This is a genomic window from Citrobacter sp. CK202 (genome assembly GCF_030333225.1).
Taxonomy (GTDB): domain Bacteria; phylum Pseudomonadota; class Gammaproteobacteria; order Enterobacterales; family Enterobacteriaceae; genus Citrobacter_B; species Citrobacter_B koseri.
This window is the reverse complement of record NZ_JAOWGI010000018.1, coordinates 1-15,033: the sequence shown is the minus strand read 5'-3', so window position 1 is coordinate 15,033 and position 15,033 is coordinate 1. Positions and strand designations below refer to the sequence as shown.

Below are 15,033 nucleotides of genomic sequence, written 5' to 3'. Positions count from 1 at the left end.
TCTCTTTGGTACTAAGCTTTACTTGGAGTAAAGCTCGACGATCAGGTGTTCGTTAATGTCCGCAGACAGATCAGAACGCTCAGGCTTACGCTTAAACGTACCTTCCATCTTGCCAGCATCAACTTCCAGCCAGGTTGGCTTTTCACGCTGCTCAGCCAGCTCCAGAGCGGCTTTCACGCGAGACTGCTTCTTCGCTTTCTCACGAATGCTAACAACGTCATTCGGACTAACCTGATAAGAAGCGATGTTAACAACACGACCGTTTACCATAATTGCTTTATGGCTAACCAGCTGGCGTGCTTCTGCACGAGTGGCGCCGAAGCCCATACGGTATACAACGTTGTCCAGACGACCTTCCAGCAGAGCCAACAGGTTTTCACCGGTGTTGCCTTTCAGACGCGCTGCTTCTTTGTAGTAGTTACGGAACTGACGCTCCAGCACACCATAGATACGGCGAACTTTTTGCTTTTCACGCAACTGCACACCATAGTCAGACAGACGCGGTTTACGCGCACCGTGCTGGCCAGGAGCTTGTTCAATTTTACACTTGGTATCGATCGCGCGAACGCCAGACTTAAGGAATAAGTCGGTGCCCTCACGACGGCTCAGCTTGAGCTTAGGACCCAAATATCTTGCCATTTTCTTTCTCCAACAAACCTGGAAAACGAAGCGTTATACGCGACGTTTTTTCGGCGGACGACAACCGTTATGAGGGATCGGAGTCACATCAGTAATATTAGTGATGCGGAAACCAGCGGCGTTCAGTGCACGAATGGTAGATTCGCGACCTGGACCCGGACCTTTAACCATAACTTCCAGATTCTTGATACCGTATTCTTTTACGGCGTCAGCGCAACGCTCTGCTGCAACCTGAGCTGCAAACGGAGTGGATTTGCGAGAACCACGGAAACCGGAACCACCGGCTGTTGCCCAACCCAGCGCGTTACCCTGACGATCAGTGATAGTCACGATGGTGTTGTTGAAAGAAGCATGGATATGAGCCACGCCGTCAGAGACTTGTTTTCTTACACGTTTACGTGCACGAATTGGTGCCTTTGCCATTATTCAATCACCCCGATTATTTCTTGATCGGTTTGCGCGGACCCTTACGGGTACGTGCGTTGGTCTTGGTACGCTGACCGCGAACCGGGAGACCACGACGATGACGCAAACCGCGATAGCAACCAAGATCCATCAGGCGCTTGATGCTCATGCTGATTTCACGGCGCAGATCACCTTCAACGACAAATTTGGCAACTTCGTCACGCAGCGTGTCGATTTGTTCTTCAGACAGCTCACTGATCTTAACATTTTCAGCGATACCCGCTGCAGCCAGAATGGCTTTAGAACGGGTCTTACCGACGCCGTAGATCGAAGTTAACGCGATCACAGCATGTTTCTGATCAGGAATGTTAATGCCTGCTATACGGGCCACTATGCACTCCTACTATTTAATATGTACGCACCATGCTGAAAAGCCCGTTTTCAGGATACTCAAATGGAAACGTACAGACATACAAAAGATTGGCTGGCTAATCTAGCCAGCTCAACCCAACTTTGCAAGAAAAATATGCGAATAAATCAGCCTTGGCGCTGTTTATGCTTCGGCTCGGCACTGCAAATCACGCGGATGACGCCATCACGCTTAACGATTTTGCAGTTACGGCATAATTTCTTGACGGAAGCACGAACTTTCATTTTTACTCTCCGTAACTTCTCGGGCGACCAATTAACGGCCGTAGCCTTTCAGGTTCGCCTTCTTCAATGCAGACTCATACTGACTGGACATCATCAGAGTTTGCACTTGAGCCATAAAGTCCATAATCACGACGACAACGATAAGCAGTGAGGTCCCACCAAAGTAGAACGGTACTTTCATTGCATCACGCATGAACTCCGGGATCAGGCAGATAAAGGTAATGTAAAGCGCACCAACCAAAGTCAGGCGGGTCATTACTTTATCGATATACTTCGCCGTTTGCTCTCCCGGACGAATTCCTGGTACAAATGCACCGGACTTCTTCAGGTTATCTGCTGTTTCACGCGGGTTGAAAACCAACGCCGTGTAGAAGAAACAGAAGAAGATGATTGCAGACGCATAGAGTAACACATAAAGCGGTTGCCCAGGCTGCAAATACAGCGAAATTGTTGTCAGCCAGTTCCAACCAGTACCGCCCCCGAACCATGACGCGATGGTTGCCGGGAACAGAATAATACTGGAAGCGAAAATTGCCGGGATTACCCCCGCCATATTCACTTTCAGCGGTAAATGTGTGCTCTGTGCAGCATAGACACGACGACCCTGCTGACGTTTTGCGTAGTTTACCACAATGCGGCGTTGACCACGCTCAACAAATACAACAAAGAACGTCACTGCAAATACTAATACTGCAACCAACAGCAACACGAGGAAGTGCAGGTCGCCTTGACGCGCTTGCTCGATAGTATGGGCAATGGCTGGCGGGAGTCCCGCGACAATACCGGCGAAGATAATGATTGAGATACCGTTGCCGATACCACGTTCAGTAATCTGTTCGCCCAACCACATCAGGAACATGGTTCCTGTAACCAGACTTACAACAGCGGTGAAATAGAATGCAAAGCCCGGATTCATTACCAGGCCTTGCATACCAGGCATATTCGGCAGACCGGTAGCAATACCGATCGACTGGAATATCGCCAGCACCAGAGTACCGTAGCGGGTGTACTGGCTGATCTTACGACGACCAGACTCCCCTTCTTTCTTAATTTCTGCCAGCGTTGGGTGAACCACCGTCAACAGCTGGATAATAATCGACGCCGAAATATACGGCATGATACCCAGAGCAAAGATAGAAGCACGGCTGAGTGCACCACCAGAGAACATGTTAAACATTTCAATGATGGTGCCTCGCTGTTGCTCAAGCAGTTTGGCAAGTACAGCGGCATCAATACCAGGGATCGGAATAAAAGAGCCAATACGGAACACAATCAGCGCGCCGATAACAAACAGCAGTCTGCGTTTCAGCTCGCCTAAGCCACCTTTGGCGCTTTGAAAATCTAATCCCGGTTGTTTAGCCATCTGCTACTTATTCCTCGATTTTACCGCCAGCAGCTTCGATAGCAGCACGAGCGCCTTTAGTAACACGCAGGCCACGAACAGTTACCGGAGTAGTGACTTCACCAGCCAGGATCACTTTCGCGAACTCGATCTGGATACCGATAATGTTAGCCGCTTTCAGCGTGTTCAGGTCTACTACGCCGCCTTCTACTTTAGCCAGGTCAGACAGACGAACTTCGGCTGTAATCGCTGCTTTGCGAGAAGTGAAGCCGAATTTCGGCAGACGACGGTACAGAGGCATCTGACCACCTTCGAAACCGCGACGTACGCCACCGCCAGAACGAGACTTCTGACCTTTGTGACCACGACCACCGGTTTTACCGAGGCCAGAACCGATACCACGACCCAGGCGTTTACCCGCCTTTTTGGAGCCTTCGGCCGGAGACAGAGTATTTAAACGCATCTCTTACTCCTCAACTTTAACCATGAAGGAAACCGCGTTGACCATACCACGAACAGCAGGAGTATCCTCGCGCTCTACGGTGTGACCAATACGACGCAGACCCAGGCCAAGCAGCGTTGCCTTGTGTTTCGGCAGACGACCGATTGCACTGCGGGTTTGAGTAATTTTAATAGTCTTTGCCATGGTTTATTTCCCCAGAATTTCTTCAACGGATTTACCACGCTTGGCAGCGACCATTTCTGGAGAATTCATATTTTCCAGGCCATCAATAGTTGCACGAACCACGTTGATCGGGTTGGTGGAACCATATGCTTTAGCCAGAACGTTATGAACCCCAGCAACTTCCAGAACGGCGCGCATTGCACCACCGGCGATGATACCGGTACCTTCGGAAGCTGGCTGCATGAATACACGAGAACCCGTGTGAACACCTTTAACCGGGTGTTGCAGGGTGCCGTTGTTCAGCGCGACGTTAATCATATTGCGACGGGCTTTTTCCATCGCTTTCTGGATCGCTGCTGGAACTTCACGCGCTTTACCGTAACCAAAACCAACGCGACCGTTACCATCGCCAACTACAGTCAGAGCTGTGAAGGAGAAAATACGACCACCTTTAACGGTTTTAGATACGCGGTTTACCGCGATCAGCTTTTCCTGCAGTTCGCCAGCTTGTTTTTCGATGTGAGCCATCTTACACCTCTACCTTAGAACTGAAGGCCAGCTTCACGGGCAGCATCTGCCAGTGCCTGGACACGACCATGATATTGGAACCCGGAACGGTCAAAGGACACATCTTTGATGCCTTTTTCCAGAGCGCGTTCAGCGACAGCTTTACCCACAGCTGCAGCCGCGTCTTTGTTACCGGTGTACTTCAGTTGTTCAGCGATAGCTTTTTCTACAGTAGAAGCAGCTACCAGAACTTCAGAACCGTTCGGTGCAATTACCTGTGCGTAAATGTGACGCGGGGTACGATGTACCACCAGGCGAGTTGCGCCCAGCTCCTGGAGCTTGCGGCGTGCGCGGGTCGCACGACGGATACGAGCAGATTTCTTATCCATAGTGTTACCTTACTTCTTCTTAGCCTCTTTGGTACGCACGACTTCGTCGGCGTAACGAACACCCTTGCCTTTGTAAGGCTCAGGACGACGGTAGGCGCGCAGATCTGCTGCAACCTGACCGATCACCTGCTTATCAGCGCCTTTCAGCACGATTTCAGTCTGAGTCGGACATTCTGCAGTAATACCTGCTGGCAGCTGGTGGTCAACCGGGTGAGAGAAACCTAAGGACAGGTTTACTACATTCCCTTTAACCGCTGCACGATAACCTACACCAACCAGCTGCAGCTTCTTAGTGAAGCCTTCGGTAACACCGATAACCATTGAGTTCAGCAGGGCACGCGCGGTACCAGCCTGAGCCCAACCGTCTACGTAACCATCACGCGGACCGAAGGTCAGTGCATTATCTGCATGTTTAACTTCAACAGCATCGTTGAGAGTACGAGTCAGCTCGCCGTTTTTACCTTTGATCGTAATAACCTGACCGTTGATTTTTACATCAACGCCGGCAGGAACAACGACCGGTGCTTTAGCAACACGAGACATTTTTTCCTCCGATTAGGCTACGTAGCAGATAATTTCGCCACCAAGACCAGCCTGGCGCGCTGCACGATCAGTCATAACACCTTTAGAGGTAGAAACAACTGCGATACCCAGACCCGCCATAACTTTCGGCAGCTCATCTTTACGTTTGTAGATGCGCAGACCTGGGCGGCTGACACGCTGAATGCTTTCTACAACAGCTTTACCCTGGAAATACTTAAGAGTCAGTTCCAGTTCCGGCTTGGTGTCGCCTTCAACTTTAAAATCTTCGATAAAACCTTCTTCCTTCAGCACGTTGGCAATTGCCACTTTCAGCTTGGAGGAAGGCATGGTGACCGCAGCTTTGTTCGCGGCCTGACCGTTACGGATACGGGTCAGCATATCCGCGATCGGATCTTGCATGCTCATCTGTCTTTACTCCCGTGATTCAATTGGTGACAATTACCAGCTAGCCTTTTTCAAGCCTGGTACTTCACCGCGCATAGCGGCTTCACGTAACTTGATACGGCTCAACCCGAACTTGCCCACATAACCATGTGGACGACCTGTTTGACGGCAGCGGTTACGCTGACGAGACGGGCTGGAATCACGCGGCAGAGTCTGCAGCTTAAGAACAGCGTTCCAACGATCTTCGTCGGAAGCGTTCACATCAGAGATGATCGCTTTCAGTTCAGCGCGTTTCGCGAAGTATTTATCAGCTAAAGCTACGCGTTTTACTTCGCGTGCTTTCATTGATTGCTTAGCCATTCAGTAACCCTACCTTACTTGCGGAACGGGAAGTCAAAGGCAGCCAGCAGAGCACGGCCTTCTTCGTCAGATTTCGCAGTAGTGGTAATGGTAATATCCAAACCACGAACGCGGTCGACTTTATCGTAGTCGATTTCTGGGAAGATGATCTGCTCACGGACACCCATGCTGTAGTTACCACGACCGTCGAAAGACTTAGCGGACAGGCCACGGAAGTCACGGATACGCGGTACAGCAATAGTGATCAGGCGCTCAAAGAACTCCCACATGCGTTCGCCACGCAGAGTTACTTTACAGCCGATCGGATAGCCCTGACGGATTTTGAAGCCTGCAACAGATTTGCGTGCTTTGGTGATCAACGGTTTTTGACCGGAGATTGCTGCCAGGTCAGCTGCTGCGTTATCCAGCAGTTTCTTGTCAGCGATCGCTTCACCAACACCCATGTTCAGGGTGATCTTCTCGACCCGAGGGACTTGCATGACAGAATTGTAGTTAAACTCAGTCATGAGTTTATTAACTACTTCGTCTTTGTAGTAATCATGCAGTTTCGCCATCGTACTACTCCAAATTACTTGATAGTTTCGCTGTTAGATTTGAAGAAACGGACTTTTTTGCCGTCTTCGAATCTAAAGCCTACACGGTCAGCCTTACCGGTTGCCGCATTGAAGATTGCAATGTTGGAAACCTGAATAGCGGCTTCTTTTTCAACGATGCCACCCGGTTGGTTCAGAGCCGGAACCGGCTTCTGGTGTTTCTTAACCAGGTTGATACCTTCAACAATGACCTTGCCGGAAGACAGGACATTCTTAACTTTACCGCGTTTACCTTTATCTTTACCGGTTAACACGATAACTTCGTCATCACGACGGATTTTCGCTGCCATGATTCGCTCCTTAGAGTACTTCTGGTGCCAGAGAGATAATTTTCATGAACTTCTCGGTACGAAGCTCACGAGTTACCGGCCCAAAAATACGCGTACCGATAGGCTGCTCGCTGTTATTGTTCAGAATAACGCATGCATTACCATCGAAGCGAATGACAGAACCGTCCGGGCGACGAACACCCTTCTTGGTGCGCACCACTACCGCCTTCAGCACATCACCTTTTTTGACCTTACCACGCGGAATTGCTTCTTTGATGGTGATCTTGATGATGTCGCCTACGCCTGCGTAGCGACGGTGCGAGCCACCCAGAACCTTGATACACATTACGCGACGTGCACCGGAGTTGTCGGCGACGTTCAGCATAGTCTGTTCTTGGATCATTTTAGTGCTCCGCTAATGTCAACTACTACTGAGACCCGAAAATCAGGTCGTTAAAAAAGCCCCATATCGGGGGCGCGGCATTATAACACCGCTTCAACGATATGGGTAGAAAAAATAAACGGCCCATCGCTGAGCCGTTTATTCGTTGAGAATGGGTACTGTATTACAGAACCGCTTTCTCTACAACGCGAACCAGCGTCCAGGACTTCGTCTTGGACAGTGGGCGGCATTCGCGGATTTCAACCACGTCACCGGTACCACATTCGTTGTTCTCGTCATGTACGTGCAGTTTGGTCGTACGCTTGATGAATTTACCGTAGATCGGGTGTTTCACAAAACGTTCGATAGCAACAACAATGGATTTCTCCATTTTGTCGCTAACAACGCGACCTTGCAGAGTACGGATTTTATCGGTCATTACGCACCCGCCTTCTCAGTCAGTAAAGTCTTAACGCGTGCGACATCACGACGCACTTGCTTCAACAGGTGAGACTGTTGCAGCTGGCCACTTGCAGCCTGCATACGCAGGTTGAACTGCTCACGCAGCAGGTTCAGCAGCTCGGTGTTCAGCTCTTCAACACTCTTCTCACGCAGCTCTTTTGCTTTCATTACATCACCGTCTTAGTTACAAAGGTGGTTTTAATCGGCAGTTTCGCTGCTGCCAGCTTGAATGCTTCACGGGCCAGCTCTTCCGGTACGCCGTCCATTTCATACAGGACTTTACCCGGCTGAATCAAGGCAACCCAATACTCCACGTTACCTTTACCTTTACCCATACGCACTGCCAGCGGCTTTTCAGTGATCGGTTTGTCCGGGAATACACGGATCCAGATCTTACCTTGACGCTTAACTGCACGGGTCATAGCACGACGTGCTGCTTCGATCTGACGGGCAGTCAGACGACCACGGCCAACAGCTTTCAGACCGAAGCTGCCGAAGCTAACATCCGTACCCTGCGCCAGACCGCGGTTACGGCCTTTGTGCATTTTACGGAATTTTGTACGCTTTGGTTGTAACATCAGCGACGCTCCTTATTTACGGCCTTTACGCTGCTGCTTTTTCGGTTGAGCAGCCGGTTTTTCCGGTTGTTCAACAGCAGCCATACCACCCAGGATCTCGCCTTTGAAGATCCACACTTTAACGCCGATTACACCGTAAGTGGTGTGCGCTTCAGAGGTGTTGTAGTCGATGTCAGCACGCAGAGTGTGCAGCGGTACGCGACCTTCACGGTACCATTCGGTACGAGCGATTTCCGCGCCGCCCAGACGGCCGCTAACTTCAACTTTAATACCTTTAGCGCCCAGACGCATTGCGTTCTGTACAGCACGCTTCATAGCACGACGGAACATAACGCGACGTTCCAGCTGAGAAGTGATGCTGTCAGCAACCAATTTTGCGTCCAGTTCAGGCTTACGAACTTCGGCGATATTGATCTGTGCAGGAACGCCAGCGATATCCGCTACGACCTTACGCAGTTTTTCTACGTCTTCGCCTTTCTTACCGATAACGATACCCGGACGAGCAGTGTGAATAGTCACACGGATGCTCTTAGCCGGACGCTCGATAACGATACGAGATACAGACGCTTTAGCCAGTTCCTTCGTCAGGTACTGACGTACTTTAAAATCGCTGTCCAGGTTGTCAGCGAATTCTTTGGTGTTCGCAAACCAGGTAGAGTTCCATGGTTTTACAATACCCAGGCGAATACCATTAGGATGTACTTTCTGACCCATTGCTAGTCTCCAGAGTCTCAGCGATCGGACACAACCACAGTAATGTGGCTGGTGCGCTTCAGGATGCGATCTGCACGACCTTTTGCACGCGGCATAATGCGCTTCATGCTCGGGCCTTCGTCTACGAAAATTTTCGTAACTTTCAGATCGTCAATGTCAGCGCCATCGTTGTGTTCAGCGTTAGCAATGGCAGATTCCAGGACTTTCTTGACCAGTACAGCCGCTTTCTTGTTGGTGTAGGTCAAAATATCCAGAGCCTGCGACACTTTCTTACCGCGAATCAGGTCAGCAACAAGGCGAACCTTCTGAGCAGAAGAACGAGCATGGCGATGTTTAGCGATAGTTTCCATCTCTTCCTCCTACCTTATTTCTTCTTCGCTTTTTTATCAGCAGCGTGGCCGCGATAAGTACGAGTCGGTGCGAATTCACCCAGTTTGTGACCGACCATTTCATCGGTTACAAATACCGGAACGTGCTGACGACCATTATGGACAGCGATGGTCAAACCGATCATGTTAGGAAAGATCGTTGAACGACGGGACCAAGTGCGCAGGGGCTTCTTGTCTCCGCTTTCCACCGCTTTCTCTACCTTCTTCAGCAAGTGCAGGTCAATAAAAGGACCTTTCTTGAGAGAACGTGGCATGGCTTATCCTCTAAAATTATTTGCTACGGCGACGTACGATGAATTTATCAGTACGCTTGTTGCTGCGGGTCTTCTTACCTTTGGTCTGAACGCCCCACGGAGTTACCGGGTGCTTACCAAAGTTACGACCTTCACCACCACCATGTGGGTGGTCTACTGGGTTCATCGCGGTACCGCGAACGGTCGGACGAACACCACGCCAGCGTGCAGCACCTGCTTTACCCAGAACGCGCAGCATATGCTCAGCATTGCCAACTTCGCCCAGAGTTGCACGGCAGTCTGCTTCGACTTTACGCATTTCACCAGAACGCAGACGCAGGGTGACATAAGCACCATCGCGCGCAACGATCTGAACGTAAGTACCAGCGGAACGTGCCAGCTGACCGCCTTTACCTGGTTTCATTTCTACGTTATGAACAGTAGAACCAACCGGGATGTTGCGCATCGGCAGGGTGTTGCCTGGTTTGATTGCAGCATCAACGCCAGATTGAATCTGGTCGCCAGCTTTCAGGCCTTTAGGGGCCAGGATGTAACGGCGCTCACCGTCTTTGTACAGAACCAGCGCGATGTTCGCGGAACGGTTCGGATCGTACTCAAGACGTTCAACAACTGCCGGGATACCATCTTTGTTGCGTTTGAAGTCAACAATACGGTATGCCTGCTTGTGGCCACCACCGATATGACGAGTGGTGATACGGCCATTGTTGTTACGACCACCGGATTTGCTGTTTTTTTCCAGCAACGGAGCAAAAGGTTTGCCCTTGTGCAGCTCAGGGTTAACCACTTTAACTACGTGGCGACGACCCGGAGATGTCGGTTTACATTTAACAACTGCCATTGTATTACTCCTCCGACTTACTCAGCGCCGCCAACGAAGTCCAGATTCTGGCCTTCTTTCAGGGTGACGTAAGCTTTTTTCCAGTCGCTACGACGACCGATACGCTGTCCGTGACGTTTAACTTTCCCTTTAACAACCAGGGTGTTAACGACTTCGACTTCGACTTCAAACAGTTTCTGCACAGCAGCTTTGATTTCTGCTTTGGTCGCGTCTTTAGCAACTTTGAGAACGATGGTGTTGGTTTTTTCCATCGCAGTAGACGCTTTTTCAGAAACGTGCGGTGCGCGCAGCACCTTCAGCAGACGTTCTTCACGAATCATGCCAGCATCTCCTCAACTTGCTTAACAGCATCAGCAGTCATTACGACTTTGTCGAAGGCGATCAGGCTAACCGGGTCGATACCAGTTGCATCGCGTACGTCAACCTTGTGCAGGTTGCGCGCAGCCAGGAACAGGTTCTCGTCCAGCTCACCGGTGATGATCAGCACATCTTCCAGAGCCATGTCTTTCAGTTTCTGAGCCAGCAGCTTAGTTTTAGGCGCTTCTACAGAGAACTTCTCGACAACGATCAGACGATCCTGACGTACCAGTTCGGACAGAATGCTTTTCAGCGCGCCGCGGTACATCTTCTTGTTAACTTTTTGACTGTGGTCCTGCGGACGTGCAGCGAAGGTCACGCCACCAGAACGCCAGATCGGGCTCTTGATAGAACCAGAACGCGCACGGCCGGTACCTTTCTGGCGCCACGGTTTTTTACCGGAACCAGTTACTTCAGCACGAGTCTTCTGAGCACGAGTGCCCTGACGAGCACCAGCTGCATAAGCAACAACAACCTGGTGAACCAGCGCTTCGTTGAAATCACGACCGAAGGTAGTTTCGGAAACAGTCAGCGCGCTCTGCGCGTCTTTCAATACTAATTCCATTGCTATCCCCTTACGCCTTCACAGCTGGTTTAACGATCAGGTCGCAACCGGTTGCACCCGGAACACCACCTTTAACCAGCAGCAGGTTGCGCTCAGCGTCAACACGTACTACGTCCAGGCTCTGAACGGTTACACGTTCGTTACCCAGCTGACCTGCCATTTTCTTGCCTTTGAACACTTTGCCCGGAGTCTGGTTCTGACCGATAGAACCCGGAACGCGGTGAGACAAGGAGTTACCGTGAGTAGCGTCCTGGGTACGGAAGTTCCAGCGCTTAACGGTACCTGCGAAACCTTTACCTTTAGAGGTGCCAGTTACGTCAACTTTTTTAACGTCAGCAAACAGTTCAACGCTAATGCTCTGACCAACGGTGTATTCTTCACCCTCTGCCAGACGGAACTCCCACAGGCCGCGGCCAGCTTCTACGCCAGCTTTAGCAAAGTGGCCAGCTTCCGGCTTGGTTACACGGTTAGCTTTTTTAGCACCAGTGGTAACCTGAACAGCGCGGTAGCCATCGTTAGCCAGATCTTTAACCTGAGTAACGCGGTTTGCTTCAACTTCGATTACGGTTACTGGGATAGAGACGCCATCTTCAGTGAAGATGCGGGTCATACCCACTTTTTTACCGACTAAACCAATCATTGTTTCAACCTCTCAATCGCTCGATGACCTGATTAACCCAGGCTGATCTGCACGTCTACACCGGCAGCCAGGTCCAGACGCATCAGAGCATCAACGGTTTTCTCGGTTGGCTCAACGATGTCAACCAGACGCTTGTGAGTGCGAATTTCGTACTGATCGCGCGCGTCTTTGTTAACGTGCGGGGAGATCAGAACGGTAAAGCGCTCTTTGCGGGTCGGCAGCGGGATCGGACCACGGACTTGCGCACCAGTGCGCTTAGCAGTCTCGACGATTTCCGCGGTTGATTGATCGATCAGACGATGATCAAACGCTTTCAGGCGGATACGGATTCTTTGGTTCTGCATGAGACCAGAGCTCCAATTATTTTATAAACGAAAATGATTACTCCTCGTGCCCATTACGATTGATGGGAGAGTGTAACCGTTCTTACGTAGCTCCCCGATTGGGAGCATTGTTAGATAACCAAATCGGCTACCTAAGGTTCAGATCGAACCTGCCGTCAACTAAGACAAGCCCGCGCATTATACGCAAATCTCAGCCTGACGCAAGTGCCGCGTAGATATTAATCATTTCGTCTGTAATGCGAGCAACTTCGCACACGCGTTGTGCCGTTTTTGTTTTGCGCATTTTCTTCGGAATACACTGCGCAACGTCATCATTCCTCCGTTGCGTGGAAAATGAGTTTCACGGATGGTGAGCGCAACGTTTAATGAGGATGACATGATGCAACCCGACCTCCCCTTCCTGATTATCTACCTCTTATTATCTGCGCTATCCGGGATATATGACGCGCGAACAGGACTCTTGCCCGATCGGTTTACCTGTCCCCTGCTCTGGAGCGGCCTGCTTTATTACCTGTGCTGTTTACCTGACCATTTGCCAGATGCGCTTTGGGGCGCCATTGCGGGTTACGGCGGGTTCGCCCTTCTCTATTGGGGATATCGACTGCTGTATCGCAAAGAAGGGCTCGGGTACGGCGATATCAAATTTCTTGCCGCGCTTGGCGCCTGGCATCGTTGGGAGTCATTACCCCTGCTGGTCTTTCTGGCCGCGCTTATTGCCAGCATTAACGTGATGGCGATATACGTAATAAACGGGAAAGGGGCATTAAAAAACCCGCTGCCGTTCGGGCCATTTCTGGCGGCTGCGGGTTTTATCATTGGCTGGAAAACACTGCTGTCGGGGAGTTAATCGTCCACTTTAATCTGCGATTGCAGGTAATTCTGTAGACCAATTTTTGCAATCAGATCCAGCTCCGTCTCAAGCCAGTCGATATGCCCTTCTTCATCTGTCAGGATCTCAATCATCATGTCCCGGCTAACGTAATCATGAACGCTGTCGGCGTAGGCTATGGCTTCACGTAGATCCTTCGCTCCTTCCAGTTCCAGACGGAGATCTGACTGCAACATCTCTTCGACATCTTCACCAATGCCCAGCTTGCCAAGATCCTGCAAGTTTGGGATACCTTCAAGAAATAAAATACGCTCGATATATTTATCAGCGTGTTTCATTTCATCGATGGATTCATGGTATTCGACATCATTCAGACGAGTGAGCCCCCAGTTTTTAAACATACGGGCATGGAGAAAGTACTGATTGATTGCGACAAGCTCATTTCCCAATAGTTTATTGAGATAATTTATGATTTTAACATCACCTTTCATTTTATAGTCCCTCCGCTTCCACTCTTAGAGCGTAGATGGGGCTACAAGGATGTCAAAAAAAAGAATGTGACTCAGGCGATTTCTTTAAACTCCGGCATTTGCATTAACTCATCCTGCATCACTTCACGCGCCGCACGGACGCACTTACCGCATTGATTTCCAACAGGAATAAACTTACGTAATTGTTGGAAAGATTGAGGGTGAAACTGACGAACAGCCTGACGAATTTTTTTATCACTTACACCATTACACAAACAAACGTACATGATCGCTCCCGTTCAATTTCTGCGCAAAGTGTAAATGAGAATAGTTATGATTACAATAGCACAAATACGTTTGTGTGCAGGGAGAGGAATAAAAAATGCGACTAAATATGACACTCTTTATATAGCAGGTAGATATGACAGACAGCAAAAAGGGCGCCGAAGCGCCCTTTTTAAGTGCAGAACTAATTATTAAATAATTAGCTCATTACTTTAGCAACAACGCCCGCGCCAACGGTACGGCCGCCTTCACGGATTGCGAAACGCAGACCGTCGTCCATCGCGATCGGGTGGATCAGGGTAACAACCATTTTGATGTTGTCGCCCGGCATTACCATCTCTACGCCTTCCGGCAGTTCGATGGTGCCAGTCACGTCAGTTGTACGGAAGTAGAACTGCGGACGGTAGCCTTTGAAGAACGGAGTATGACGGCCGCCTTCGTCTTTGGACAGGATATAAACTTCAGATTCGAACTTGGTGTGCGGCTTGATGGAACCCGGCTTAGCCAGTACCTGACCACGTTCGATTTCTTCACGTTTGATACCACGCAGCAGAACACCTACGTTCTCACCAGCACGGCCTTCGTCCAGCAGTTTGCGGAACATTTCAACGCCAGTACAGGTAGACTTCGCAGTCTCTTTGATACCAACGATTTCAACTTCTTCGCCCACTTTGATGATACCGCGCTCTACACGACCGGTAACAACGGTACCACGACCGGAGATGGAGAATACGTCTTCGATCGGCAGCAGGAACGGCTTGTCAATCGCACGCTCTGGTTCCGGGATGTAGGAATCCAGGTAGCCAGCCAGTTCGATGATTTTCGCTTCCCACTCAGCTTCGCCTTCCAGCGCTTTCAGAGCAGAACCACGAACGATCGGCGTGTCGTCGCCCGGGAAATCGTACTGAGACAGCAGTTCACGCACTTCCATCTCAACCAGTTCCAGCAGCTCTTCGTCATCAACCATGTCGCATTTGTTCAGGAACACGATGATGTACGGAACACCTACCTGACGACCCAGCAGGATGTGCTCACGGGTCTGCGGCATCGGGCCGTCAGTCGCAGCAACAACCAGGATCGCGCCGTCCATCTGCGCAGCACCGGTGATCATGTTTTTAACATAGTCGGCGTGGCCCGGGCAGTCTACGTGCGCGTAGTGGCGAGTCGGGGTGTCGTATTCAACGTGAGAAGTGTTGATGGTGATACCACGAGCTTT

Annotated in this window: 30 protein-coding genes; 1 reads left to right on the top strand and 29 read right to left on the bottom strand. The window is 50.4% G+C overall.

What is annotated here, in order from left to right; genetic code table 11:
* Positions 1-18 precede the first annotated feature (18 nt).
* From rpsD to rpsJ, 26 genes are all read right to left on the bottom strand, one after another.
* Complete coding sequence (gene rpsD / locus OGX84_RS02960) at positions 19-639, bottom strand: 30S ribosomal protein S4 (protein WP_000135224.1); 621 nt, start codon at positions 637-639, stop codon at positions 19-21.
* Between the two features lie 33 nt (positions 640-672).
* On the bottom strand, positions 673-1,062 hold the full coding sequence (gene rpsK / locus OGX84_RS02955) for a 30S ribosomal protein S11 (protein ID WP_001029684.1): 390 nt from the start codon (positions 1,060-1,062) through the stop codon (positions 673-675).
* A 16-nt stretch (positions 1,063-1,078) separates the two neighbouring features.
* Complete coding sequence (gene rpsM / locus OGX84_RS02950) at positions 1,079-1,435, bottom strand: 30S ribosomal protein S13 (RefSeq protein WP_000090780.1); 357 nt, start codon at positions 1,433-1,435, stop codon at positions 1,079-1,081.
* A gap of 146 nt (positions 1,436-1,581) precedes the next feature.
* Positions 1,582-1,698 carry a 50S ribosomal protein L36 gene (gene rpmJ, locus OGX84_RS02945; protein ID WP_000868187.1) on the bottom strand — a complete coding sequence of 39 codons (117 nt, stop codon included), beginning with the start codon at positions 1,696-1,698 and terminating at the stop codon, positions 1,582-1,584.
* 31 nt (positions 1,699-1,729) lie between these two features.
* Complete coding sequence (gene secY, locus OGX84_RS02940) at positions 1,730-3,061, bottom strand: preprotein translocase subunit SecY (protein WP_001118864.1); 1,332 nt, start codon at positions 3,059-3,061, stop codon at positions 1,730-1,732.
* Positions 3,062-3,068: 7 nt separating this feature from the next.
* Positions 3,069-3,503: a 50S ribosomal protein L15 gene (gene rplO, locus OGX84_RS02935; protein ID WP_001238917.1), complete on the bottom strand. Its 435-nt coding sequence runs from the start codon at positions 3,501-3,503 to the stop codon at positions 3,069-3,071.
* Positions 3,504-3,506: 3 nt separating this feature from the next.
* Positions 3,507-3,686, bottom strand: coding sequence for a 50S ribosomal protein L30 (gene rpmD / locus OGX84_RS02930; protein ID WP_001140434.1), 180 nt, complete (start codon positions 3,684-3,686; stop codon positions 3,507-3,509).
* A 3-nt stretch (positions 3,687-3,689) separates the two neighbouring features.
* On the bottom strand, positions 3,690-4,193 hold the full coding sequence (rpsE, locus tag OGX84_RS02925) for a 30S ribosomal protein S5 (protein ID WP_000940121.1): 504 nt from the start codon (positions 4,191-4,193) through the stop codon (positions 3,690-3,692).
* A gap of 14 nt (positions 4,194-4,207) precedes the next feature.
* Positions 4,208-4,561: a 50S ribosomal protein L18 gene (gene rplR / locus OGX84_RS02920; protein WP_000358960.1), complete on the bottom strand. Its 354-nt coding sequence runs from the start codon at positions 4,559-4,561 to the stop codon at positions 4,208-4,210.
* A 9-nt stretch (positions 4,562-4,570) separates the two neighbouring features.
* Positions 4,571-5,104 carry a 50S ribosomal protein L6 gene (gene rplF / locus OGX84_RS02915; protein WP_012135817.1) on the bottom strand — a complete coding sequence of 178 codons (534 nt, stop codon included), beginning with the start codon at positions 5,102-5,104 and terminating at the stop codon, positions 4,571-4,573.
* 12 nt (positions 5,105-5,116) lie between these two features.
* A complete protein-coding gene (gene rpsH / locus OGX84_RS02910; RefSeq protein WP_000062611.1) occupies positions 5,117-5,509 on the bottom strand; it encodes a 30S ribosomal protein S8 in 393 nt (130 codons plus the stop codon).
* Between the two features lie 33 nt (positions 5,510-5,542).
* Positions 5,543-5,848: a 30S ribosomal protein S14 gene (gene rpsN, locus OGX84_RS02905; protein WP_012135425.1), complete on the bottom strand. Its 306-nt coding sequence runs from the start codon at positions 5,846-5,848 to the stop codon at positions 5,543-5,545.
* A gap of 14 nt (positions 5,849-5,862) precedes the next feature.
* Entirely contained in the window at positions 5,863-6,402 is a 540-nt protein-coding gene (rplE, locus tag OGX84_RS02900) for a 50S ribosomal protein L5 (RefSeq protein ID WP_007702494.1), read from the bottom strand.
* Between the two features lie 14 nt (positions 6,403-6,416).
* The gene (gene rplX, locus OGX84_RS02895; protein ID WP_012135426.1) at positions 6,417-6,731 is read right to left on the bottom strand and encodes a 50S ribosomal protein L24; all 315 of its coding nucleotides are present in this window, start codon (positions 6,729-6,731) and stop codon (positions 6,417-6,419) included.
* 10 nt (positions 6,732-6,741) lie between these two features.
* The gene (gene rplN, locus OGX84_RS02890; RefSeq protein WP_002919748.1) at positions 6,742-7,113 is read right to left on the bottom strand and encodes a 50S ribosomal protein L14; all 372 of its coding nucleotides are present in this window, start codon (positions 7,111-7,113) and stop codon (positions 6,742-6,744) included.
* 163 nt (positions 7,114-7,276) lie between these two features.
* Entirely contained in the window at positions 7,277-7,531 is a 255-nt protein-coding gene (gene rpsQ / locus OGX84_RS02885) for a 30S ribosomal protein S17 (RefSeq protein WP_003031120.1), read from the bottom strand.
* A complete protein-coding gene (rpmC, locus tag OGX84_RS02880) occupies positions 7,531-7,722 on the bottom strand; it encodes a 50S ribosomal protein L29 (RefSeq protein WP_000644742.1) in 192 nt (63 codons plus the stop codon). Before rpmC ends, rpsQ begins: the two co-directional genes overlap by 1 nt.
* On the bottom strand, positions 7,722-8,132 hold the full coding sequence (gene rplP / locus OGX84_RS02875) for a 50S ribosomal protein L16 (RefSeq protein WP_000941212.1): 411 nt from the start codon (positions 8,130-8,132) through the stop codon (positions 7,722-7,724). The genes rpmC and rplP overlap by 1 nt, the downstream gene beginning before the upstream one ends.
* A 12-nt stretch (positions 8,133-8,144) precedes the next feature.
* Positions 8,145-8,846, bottom strand: coding sequence for a 30S ribosomal protein S3 (gene rpsC, locus OGX84_RS02870; protein ID WP_000529945.1), 702 nt, complete (start codon positions 8,844-8,846; stop codon positions 8,145-8,147).
* Between the two features lie 17 nt (positions 8,847-8,863).
* Positions 8,864-9,196, bottom strand: a complete 333-nt coding sequence (gene rplV, locus OGX84_RS02865; RefSeq protein ID WP_000447529.1) for a 50S ribosomal protein L22 — start codon at positions 9,194-9,196, stop codon at positions 8,864-8,866.
* Positions 9,197-9,210: 14 nt separating this feature from the next.
* Positions 9,211-9,489: a 30S ribosomal protein S19 gene (gene rpsS, locus OGX84_RS02860; RefSeq protein ID WP_001138117.1), complete on the bottom strand. Its 279-nt coding sequence runs from the start codon at positions 9,487-9,489 to the stop codon at positions 9,211-9,213.
* A 16-nt stretch (positions 9,490-9,505) separates the two neighbouring features.
* On the bottom strand, positions 9,506-10,327 hold the full coding sequence (rplB, locus tag OGX84_RS02855; protein ID WP_000301864.1) for a 50S ribosomal protein L2: 822 nt from the start codon (positions 10,325-10,327) through the stop codon (positions 9,506-9,508).
* Between the two features lie 17 nt (positions 10,328-10,344).
* Positions 10,345-10,647 carry a 50S ribosomal protein L23 gene (gene rplW / locus OGX84_RS02850; protein ID WP_000617546.1) on the bottom strand — a complete coding sequence of 101 codons (303 nt, stop codon included), beginning with the start codon at positions 10,645-10,647 and terminating at the stop codon, positions 10,345-10,347.
* On the bottom strand, positions 10,644-11,249 hold the full coding sequence (gene rplD / locus OGX84_RS02845; RefSeq protein WP_000424395.1) for a 50S ribosomal protein L4: 606 nt from the start codon (positions 11,247-11,249) through the stop codon (positions 10,644-10,646). Before rplD ends, rplW begins: the two co-directional genes overlap by 4 nt.
* A 10-nt stretch (positions 11,250-11,259) precedes the next feature.
* The gene (rplC, locus tag OGX84_RS02840) at positions 11,260-11,889 is read right to left on the bottom strand and encodes a 50S ribosomal protein L3 (RefSeq protein WP_000579837.1); all 630 of its coding nucleotides are present in this window, start codon (positions 11,887-11,889) and stop codon (positions 11,260-11,262) included.
* A gap of 32 nt (positions 11,890-11,921) precedes the next feature.
* The gene (gene rpsJ / locus OGX84_RS02835) at positions 11,922-12,233 is read right to left on the bottom strand and encodes a 30S ribosomal protein S10 (protein WP_001181005.1); all 312 of its coding nucleotides are present in this window, start codon (positions 12,231-12,233) and stop codon (positions 11,922-11,924) included.
* A gap of 379 nt (positions 12,234-12,612) precedes the next feature.
* Here rpsJ and OGX84_RS02830 point away from each other — a divergent pair, with 379 nt between their 5' ends.
* Positions 12,613-13,080: a prepilin peptidase gene (locus OGX84_RS02830; protein ID WP_286457364.1), complete on the top strand. Its 468-nt coding sequence runs from the start codon at positions 12,613-12,615 to the stop codon at positions 13,078-13,080.
* Here the strand turns inward: OGX84_RS02830 and bfr are convergent.
* The 3 genes from bfr to tuf form a co-directional block, all read right to left on the bottom strand.
* The gene (bfr, locus tag OGX84_RS02825; RefSeq protein ID WP_012135432.1) at positions 13,077-13,553 is read right to left on the bottom strand and encodes a bacterioferritin; all 477 of its coding nucleotides are present in this window, start codon (positions 13,551-13,553) and stop codon (positions 13,077-13,079) included. The genes OGX84_RS02830 and bfr overlap by 4 nt on opposite strands.
* A gap of 71 nt (positions 13,554-13,624) precedes the next feature.
* On the bottom strand, positions 13,625-13,819 hold the full coding sequence (bfd, locus tag OGX84_RS02820; RefSeq protein ID WP_012135433.1) for a bacterioferritin-associated ferredoxin: 195 nt from the start codon (positions 13,817-13,819) through the stop codon (positions 13,625-13,627).
* A 197-nt stretch (positions 13,820-14,016) separates the two neighbouring features.
* A partial coding sequence (gene tuf, locus OGX84_RS02815; RefSeq protein WP_286457359.1) for an elongation factor Tu occupies positions 14,017-15,033 on the bottom strand: 1,017 nt, incomplete at its 5' end.

Coding starts and splice junctions, on each gene's coding strand:
- rpsD (WP_000135224.1), bottom strand. CDS start 639: ATGGCAAGATATTTGGGTCCTAAGCTCAAGCTGAGCCGTCGTGAGGGC.
- rpsK (WP_001029684.1), bottom strand. CDS start 1,062: ATGGCAAAGGCACCAATTCGTGCACGTAAACGTGTAAGAAAACAAGTC.
- rpmJ (WP_000868187.1), bottom strand. CDS start 1,698: ATGAAAGTTCGTGCTTCCGTCAAGAAATTATGCCGTAACTGCAAAATC.
- secY (WP_001118864.1), bottom strand. CDS start 3,061: ATGGCTAAACAACCGGGATTAGATTTTCAAAGCGCCAAAGGTGGCTTA.
- rplO (WP_001238917.1), bottom strand. CDS start 3,503: ATGCGTTTAAATACTCTGTCTCCGGCCGAAGGCTCCAAAAAGGCGGGT.
- rpmD (WP_001140434.1), bottom strand. CDS start 3,686: ATGGCAAAGACTATTAAAATTACTCAAACCCGCAGTGCAATCGGTCGT.
- rpsE (WP_000940121.1), bottom strand. CDS start 4,193: ATGGCTCACATCGAAAAACAAGCTGGCGAACTGCAGGAAAAGCTGATC.
- rplR (WP_000358960.1), bottom strand. CDS start 4,561: ATGGATAAGAAATCTGCTCGTATCCGTCGTGCGACCCGCGCACGCCGC.
- rplF (WP_012135817.1), bottom strand. CDS start 5,104: ATGTCTCGTGTTGCTAAAGCACCGGTCGTTGTTCCTGCCGGCGTTGAT.
- rpsH (WP_000062611.1), bottom strand. CDS start 5,509: ATGAGCATGCAAGATCCGATCGCGGATATGCTGACCCGTATCCGTAAC.
- rpsN (WP_012135425.1), bottom strand. CDS start 5,848: ATGGCTAAGCAATCAATGAAAGCACGCGAAGTAAAACGCGTAGCTTTA.
- rplE (WP_007702494.1), bottom strand. CDS start 6,402: ATGGCGAAACTGCATGATTACTACAAAGACGAAGTAGTTAATAAACTC.
- rplX (WP_012135426.1), bottom strand. CDS start 6,731: ATGGCAGCGAAAATCCGTCGTGATGACGAAGTTATCGTGTTAACCGGT.
- rplN (WP_002919748.1), bottom strand. CDS start 7,113: ATGATCCAAGAACAGACTATGCTGAACGTCGCCGACAACTCCGGTGCA.
- rpsQ (WP_003031120.1), bottom strand. CDS start 7,531: ATGACCGATAAAATCCGTACTCTGCAAGGTCGCGTTGTTAGCGACAAA.
- rpmC (WP_000644742.1), bottom strand. CDS start 7,722: ATGAAAGCAAAAGAGCTGCGTGAGAAGAGTGTTGAAGAGCTGAACACC.
- rplP (WP_000941212.1), bottom strand. CDS start 8,132: ATGTTACAACCAAAGCGTACAAAATTCCGTAAAATGCACAAAGGCCGT.
- rpsC (WP_000529945.1), bottom strand. CDS start 8,846: ATGGGTCAGAAAGTACATCCTAATGGTATTCGCCTGGGTATTGTAAAA.
- rplV (WP_000447529.1), bottom strand. CDS start 9,196: ATGGAAACTATCGCTAAACATCGCCATGCTCGTTCTTCTGCTCAGAAG.
- rpsS (WP_001138117.1), bottom strand. CDS start 9,489: ATGCCACGTTCTCTCAAGAAAGGTCCTTTTATTGACCTGCACTTGCTG.
- rplB (WP_000301864.1), bottom strand. CDS start 10,327: ATGGCAGTTGTTAAATGTAAACCGACATCTCCGGGTCGTCGCCACGTA.
- rplW (WP_000617546.1), bottom strand. CDS start 10,647: ATGATTCGTGAAGAACGTCTGCTGAAGGTGCTGCGCGCACCGCACGTT.
- rplD (WP_000424395.1), bottom strand. CDS start 11,249: ATGGAATTAGTATTGAAAGACGCGCAGAGCGCGCTGACTGTTTCCGAA.
- rplC (WP_000579837.1), bottom strand. CDS start 11,889: ATGATTGGTTTAGTCGGTAAAAAAGTGGGTATGACCCGCATCTTCACT.
- rpsJ (WP_001181005.1), bottom strand. CDS start 12,233: ATGCAGAACCAAAGAATCCGTATCCGCCTGAAAGCGTTTGATCATCGT.
- OGX84_RS02830 (WP_286457364.1), top strand. CDS start 12,613: ATGCAACCCGACCTCCCCTTCCTGATTATCTACCTCTTATTATCTGCG.
- bfr (WP_012135432.1), bottom strand. CDS start 13,553: ATGAAAGGTGATGTTAAAATCATAAATTATCTCAATAAACTATTGGGA.
- bfd (WP_012135433.1), bottom strand. CDS start 13,819: ATGTACGTTTGTTTGTGTAATGGTGTAAGTGATAAAAAAATTCGTCAG.